Here is a 5662-nt window from a genome sequence, read left to right on the forward strand (position 1 = left end):
AAATGGTAATTATCCTAATCCTAAAATTAAAAATTTAGCACTAAAAACTGTTTCTAAACTATATAAAGAAAATAAAAGATTTTTCTTTAATGTAGGTTCTGGTAATGTTAATTCTCCTAAAGGAATTATAAAATATTTAGGTAGATATCTCGCTCGTGCACCTATTGCTGAATACAAAATTATCAATTACGACAATAAACAAGTTACTTTTTTCTTTAATGATTTAGCTGATAATAAAAAGAAAAAATATGTAACTATGGATATAGATAAATTTGTTCAACAAGTTCTTATTCATTTACCACCCAAAAATTTTAAGATAATTAATAGATTTGGTTTTTATGGGCGCAATATCTCAACAAAGTTAAAAGATACAATTAAAAAGTACAAAAAAAGATCTTCTAAATATGAATATTCTTTTTTTGTAAAACAATCTATTGAAACATTTGATGTACATCCTTTTATGTGTCCTCATTGTAAAATTATGATGGATAAACAAGAAATCTATGTAAGTGCTAATTGGTATGGTCGGACCATACATAAAATTTATTTCTAATAGTTCTCTAATGACCATTTTCATTAGAGCTTTTTGTCATGCAATTTTTTTAATTATTTTAAATATTTCTATAAATATTATCTTTTTACTTAAACCGATATCTTCACATTTCTTTTTTTATTTGACCTCTTTAAATTTATACTTTCCTATAGAAAAAATAAAAAGTCAGTTGAGATTTTTAACAAATCTACAACTGACTTTTTTGTATATATTAGATAGGTAATTTATGAATGATTATAGAGAAAATAACCATACATAGAGTTGCAAGTGGTTGTGTAGCTCCATAAGATATTGCTGGTTCATCAGAATCTAGTGCATCTATAGCTGCTCCTAAACCTGGTGCTGATGTCATTCCACCTGTTATAGCTCCTGATAATAGAGTCCAGTTTACATGGAAAACATAGTGTCCTAACAAGAATCCAAATAGAACAGATAAAATTGCTACAAGTGCTGAAACAACTGCTATCATAATTCCATCTCCAGTAACAGCTTCAACAACACGGAAACCATAGTTTAATCCTGTTCCTGCTAAGAAAATTGATAGGAAATATGTTCTCATTTTTCCTAAAACAACAGAATCCATACGGAAGTTGATAGGTCCAATTTTTCCAATAGATCCTAAAATCAATGCAACTATGATTGCTCCACCAATACTTCCTAATGAAAATGTTCCTAGAGGTCCCATTGCAATTTTAATACTTCCTAAAAAATATCCTAAGAATGCTGCTATTGAGAAACCTACGAAGTCCATTTTAACTTCTGGGATAGTATTTTTTTCTGAATCTTTAACATTGCTTAAATCTATTTTCTTTTGAGCAAAGTATTTTTCTTTTTCTTTTTCAACATCAAATCTAAAGATTCTTGGAATGAAATTAATACCTAAAATTAAGAATAATACTCCAAATGGATATCCAATTGAGTGTCCTACTCCAACCCCAGCTTTTGCTTCAGTTACATATATTTCAGTATCTTCTGCTGATAGACTTGTTGTGTTTTCAACTGTCATCTTTTCTGGAATTGCTTCATTTTTTAATTTTGCATCTCTTTCTTTTGCATTATTAATTATAGCTAATATCTTTACTTTTGTTCCTTCATCTAGATTTTCAAAATTAGCTGCTGAATGTTTTGATTCAGATTCTGAAGATTCAGTTGCTGCTGCAAGTCCTGCTGAACTTGTCAAAGCTCCTGTGTAAGTTCCTGTTATTTGGTAAGGACTCATGTTCTTTAATGCTTTTGAGAAACCATAAGATGCTACTGCACCAACAAATGGAATAAATATAGCTAAGATTACAAATTGTTTTCCAAACTTAGTAATAGCATACTTCATATCTTTAGCTGCTAAAAGCCCTGTTCCAACTATGAAAATAAGTAGTGATAAATTCATTATAGAACTATCTATAATATTTCCCTTTAGTACATTTTGAGCTTTTGTAAAAAATTTACTTCCTTCTGGAATTGTTACTGCATATTTTGTTAGAAAATACCCGACAAATAAACCAATGAATAAAGTCCCAGTAATCCCAAAATTAAATTTCTTAAACTTTATATCTCCAAATAAGTTTCCTAAAGTCATAGTGAAAAATAATAAAACCAATGAATTAAAAATAAAACCGACCAAATCAAATTGCATAAAAATCCCTCCTTAAGTAAAAAATTTAAATTTGTTATATATTATCACATTTTTCAATAATTTTAAAACTTTTTATTTGCAACATTAATAATTTACTGTTTTTATTCTACTATATTAAATTACTTTCAATTTATTATTTAAATTATTATAAATAAAATCTCTGACCGAAGAGCCTATCTTCATTGAGCTCGTAGAACTCATACGGCTGTCAAGAGACTAATAAGTATTTATATTTATACTTTTCTATAGAACAAAAAAATGCACTTTTATTCTTATTTTAAGACTATCAGTGCATTTTAATTTATTTTTTTATTATTTTATTTTATTTTTTTATATTATAGAAAGCATTTTTTCCTGAATATTTAGCTACAGACCCTAATTCTTCCTCAATTCTTAACAATTGGTTATATTTAGCCATTCTATCAGTTCTTGAAGTTGAACCAGTTTTTATTTGACCAGCATTTGTTGCAACAGCAACATCAGCTATAGTAGCATCTTCAGTTTCTCCAGATCTATGAGATACAACGGCTGTCATATTTGCTCTTTTAGCCATTTCTATAGCATCTAAAGTTTCTGTTAATGTTCCTATTTGGTTAAGTTTTATAAGTATAGCATTTCCTGCTCCTAACTCTATTCCTTTTTTCAATCTTTCTGTGTTAGTAACAAATAAATCGTCTCCAACTATTTGAACTCTATCTCCTATGGCTTTAGTTAATTTTACCCAACCTTCCCAGTCATCTTCACCAAGACCATCTTCTATTGATACTATTGGATATTTTTTTGTTAATTCTTCATACCAAGCTATCATTTCATCAGTAGTTCTTACAACTCCACCTTCTCTTTTAAAATGATATTCGTATTTTCCATTAACTTCTTTACAAAATTCGCTTGAAGCAGCATCTAAAGCAAAAGTAATATCTTTTCCTAATTCATACCCTGCTGCTTTTACGGCTTCACTAATTAAAGCTAAAGCTCCTTCAGTTCCTTGAATTTTAGAAGGTGCATATCCTCCTTCATTTCCAACATTTGTTGAATCTCCGTTAGCTTTTAAAATTTTTCCTAAGTGATGGAAAATTTCAGCTCCCATTTGCATAGCTTCTCTGAAATCTTTAGCTCCAACTGGTTGAATCATAAATTCTTGTAAATCTACTGCTGAGTCAGCATGTGCTCCACCATTTAAGATATTCATCATAGGTAAAGGTAATTCTTTTGCATTTACCCCACCTAAATATTTATATAAAGGTTGTCCTAATGCTTCTGCTCCGGCTTTTGCAACTGCTAAAGACACACCTAATATAGCATTTGCTCCTAATCTTCCTTTATTTGGTGTCCCGTCTAATTCTATCATAGTATTATCTATTGCAACTTGGTCTAAAGCATCCATACCTAAAAGAGCTTCTCTTATTTCTGTATTAACATTAGTTACCGCTTTTAAAACTCCTTTTCCTAAGTATCTTGATTTATCTTCATCTCTTAATTCAACTGCTTCGTGACTTCCTGTTGACGCTCCAGAAGGAACTGCTGCTCTTCCTTTTGCACCACATTCCAAAACTACGTCAACTTCAACAGTTGGGTTCCCTCTCGAATCTAATATTTCTCTACCGATTACATCTACTATTCTAGTCATTTTTCCTCCTAATTTTTATTATTACATTTTTATTTGAATAACTTTTATTGAGTTAGTTGTTCCTTGAATAAATACACTTTCTCCACAAGTTGCAATTATAATATCTCCATTTTCAACTAAATTTAATCTCTTAGCAACAGACTCTGCTAACACAAAAAATTCTTCCAATGTTCTAGGAGAAGCATCTACATGTGGTATAACTCCTCTAGTTAAAATTAATTGATTTGCTGTTTTTTCATTGTTTGTTATTGCTAAAATATTTGCTTTAGGGAAGTATCTTCTCATATCTCTAGCTGCTCTTCCTGATTCCGTTGCAACAACTATAAGTTTGGCATTCAATCTGTCACTTATATCAGCACTTCCTTCTGCCACAGCTGAAGTTATATCATAAGAGTTTACAACTTCACTTACATAAAATGCAGGTATAGTTGGGTCTGTTTTCGTAGCTATTCTATTCATTACTTCAACAGCTTCTAATGGATACTTACCTTTAGCTGTTTCTCCAGATAGCATAACAGCATCTGTTCCATCAATAATTGCATTTGCAACGTCATTTGCTTCTGCTCTTGTCGGTCTTGGATTTTTTATCATTGAATCTAGCATTTGAGTAGCAGTTATAACTATTTTCCCTGCCTTATTACATTTTTTTATCATCATTTTTTGTGCAAATGGAACTTCTTCAGCTGGAATTTCTACACCTAAGTCTCCTCTTGCAACCATTATTCCATCAGATTCAGCTAAAATTTCATCAAAATTATCAAGACCTTCTTGATTTTCTATTTTTGAAATTATTTGGATTCTTTCTCCACCATTTTCAACTAAAACTCTTCTAACTTCTTTAACATCTTCTGCTTTTCTAATAAAAGAAGCAGCAACAAAGTCTATATTATTTTTACAACCAAATTTTAAATCTTCTATATCTTTTGTAGCAAGTGCTGGTAAATTAACTGAAACATTTGGTAAATTAATTCCTTTATTTTCTCCTAATTCTCCACTATTTCTTGCAACACAAATAACTTCGTTCCCAACTATTTCTTGAACATCCATTTCAAGTAATCCATCATCAACTAGAACAACATTTCCAACCTTTAGATCTTTTGCAAAATTTTCATAAGTTACTGCAACTCTTTCATTATTTCCAATAACTGTTTTATCAGTAGTAAAAGTAAATTTTTGACCAGCTTGAATACTTACATCTTTTCCACCTTCTAATTTGATTGTTCTTATTTCAGGTCCTTTAGTATCCAACAATAAAGCTGCTCTTTTCCCAGTTTCTGCTATAGCTTTTCTTAAATTTTCTATTCTAGCTCCATGTTCTTCATAATCCCCGTGAGAGAAATTTAATCTCATCACATTCATACCTCTATTTAATAACTCTTTTAATGTTTCTACTGATTCCGTCTTAGGACCAATTGTACAAACTATCTTTGTTTTCTTCAAGTTGCTCACCTCTTACATTTTTTATTTCTATAAATTTTATAACAATATTTTAATTTTATCAAGTAAATATAAGATTATTTTTTGTTCATTTTTGCATATTTATTTTATTTTTATTTTTACTTATCATAAAAAATATAAATTTTAGTTCAAAAATAAAGTAAAAATAAATTTAAACTTCTTTTATTACTTAGATTTATATTTTCCTTATTAAATAAAGTCTCCTGACAGCTATATGACTCTTCCGAGCTCACCGAAATTCTCTCCAGAGTAATACAGACCTCGGAGACTAATTTTCATATTAAATTTATACTTTACTATATAATAACAAAAAAAAGAGAAGCATTAGCTTCTCTTCATTCATAGCTTGGCAAATCCATACTCTCCCAGGCCGCTTCCAGCCAAGTACCATCAG

4 protein-coding genes are annotated in these 5662 nt (G+C 29.8%); 1 reads left to right on the plus strand and 3 read right to left on the minus strand.

The features are described 5' to 3' along the window. Positions 1–553: transposase (locus BQ2505_RS00015; RefSeq protein ID WP_074015788.1), on the plus strand; the 553-nt coding region annotated here is incomplete at its 5' end. Between the two features lie 211 nt (positions 554–764). Here the strand turns inward: BQ2505_RS00015 and BQ2505_RS00020 are convergent. The 3 genes from BQ2505_RS00020 to pykF form a co-directional block, all read right to left on the minus strand. Further along, on the minus strand, positions 765–2183 hold the full coding sequence (locus tag BQ2505_RS00020) for an aspartate:alanine exchanger family transporter (RefSeq protein WP_074015789.1): 1419 nt from the start codon (positions 2181–2183) through the stop codon (positions 765–767). Positions 2184–2505: 322 nt separating this feature from the next. Further along, positions 2506–3810, minus strand: coding sequence for a phosphopyruvate hydratase (gene eno / locus BQ2505_RS00025; protein WP_074015790.1), 1305 nt, complete (start codon positions 3808–3810; stop codon positions 2506–2508). Between the two features lie 21 nt (positions 3811–3831). After that, the gene (gene pykF / locus BQ2505_RS00030; RefSeq protein ID WP_074015791.1) at positions 3832–5250 is read right to left on the minus strand and encodes a pyruvate kinase PykF; all 1419 of its coding nucleotides are present in this window, start codon (positions 5248–5250) and stop codon (positions 3832–3834) included. Positions 5251–5662: the final 412 nt, after the last annotated feature.

Source organism: Fusobacterium massiliense, assembly GCF_900095705.1.
GTDB classification, from domain to species: Bacteria; Fusobacteriota; Fusobacteriia; order Fusobacteriales; family Fusobacteriaceae; genus Fusobacterium; species Fusobacterium massiliense.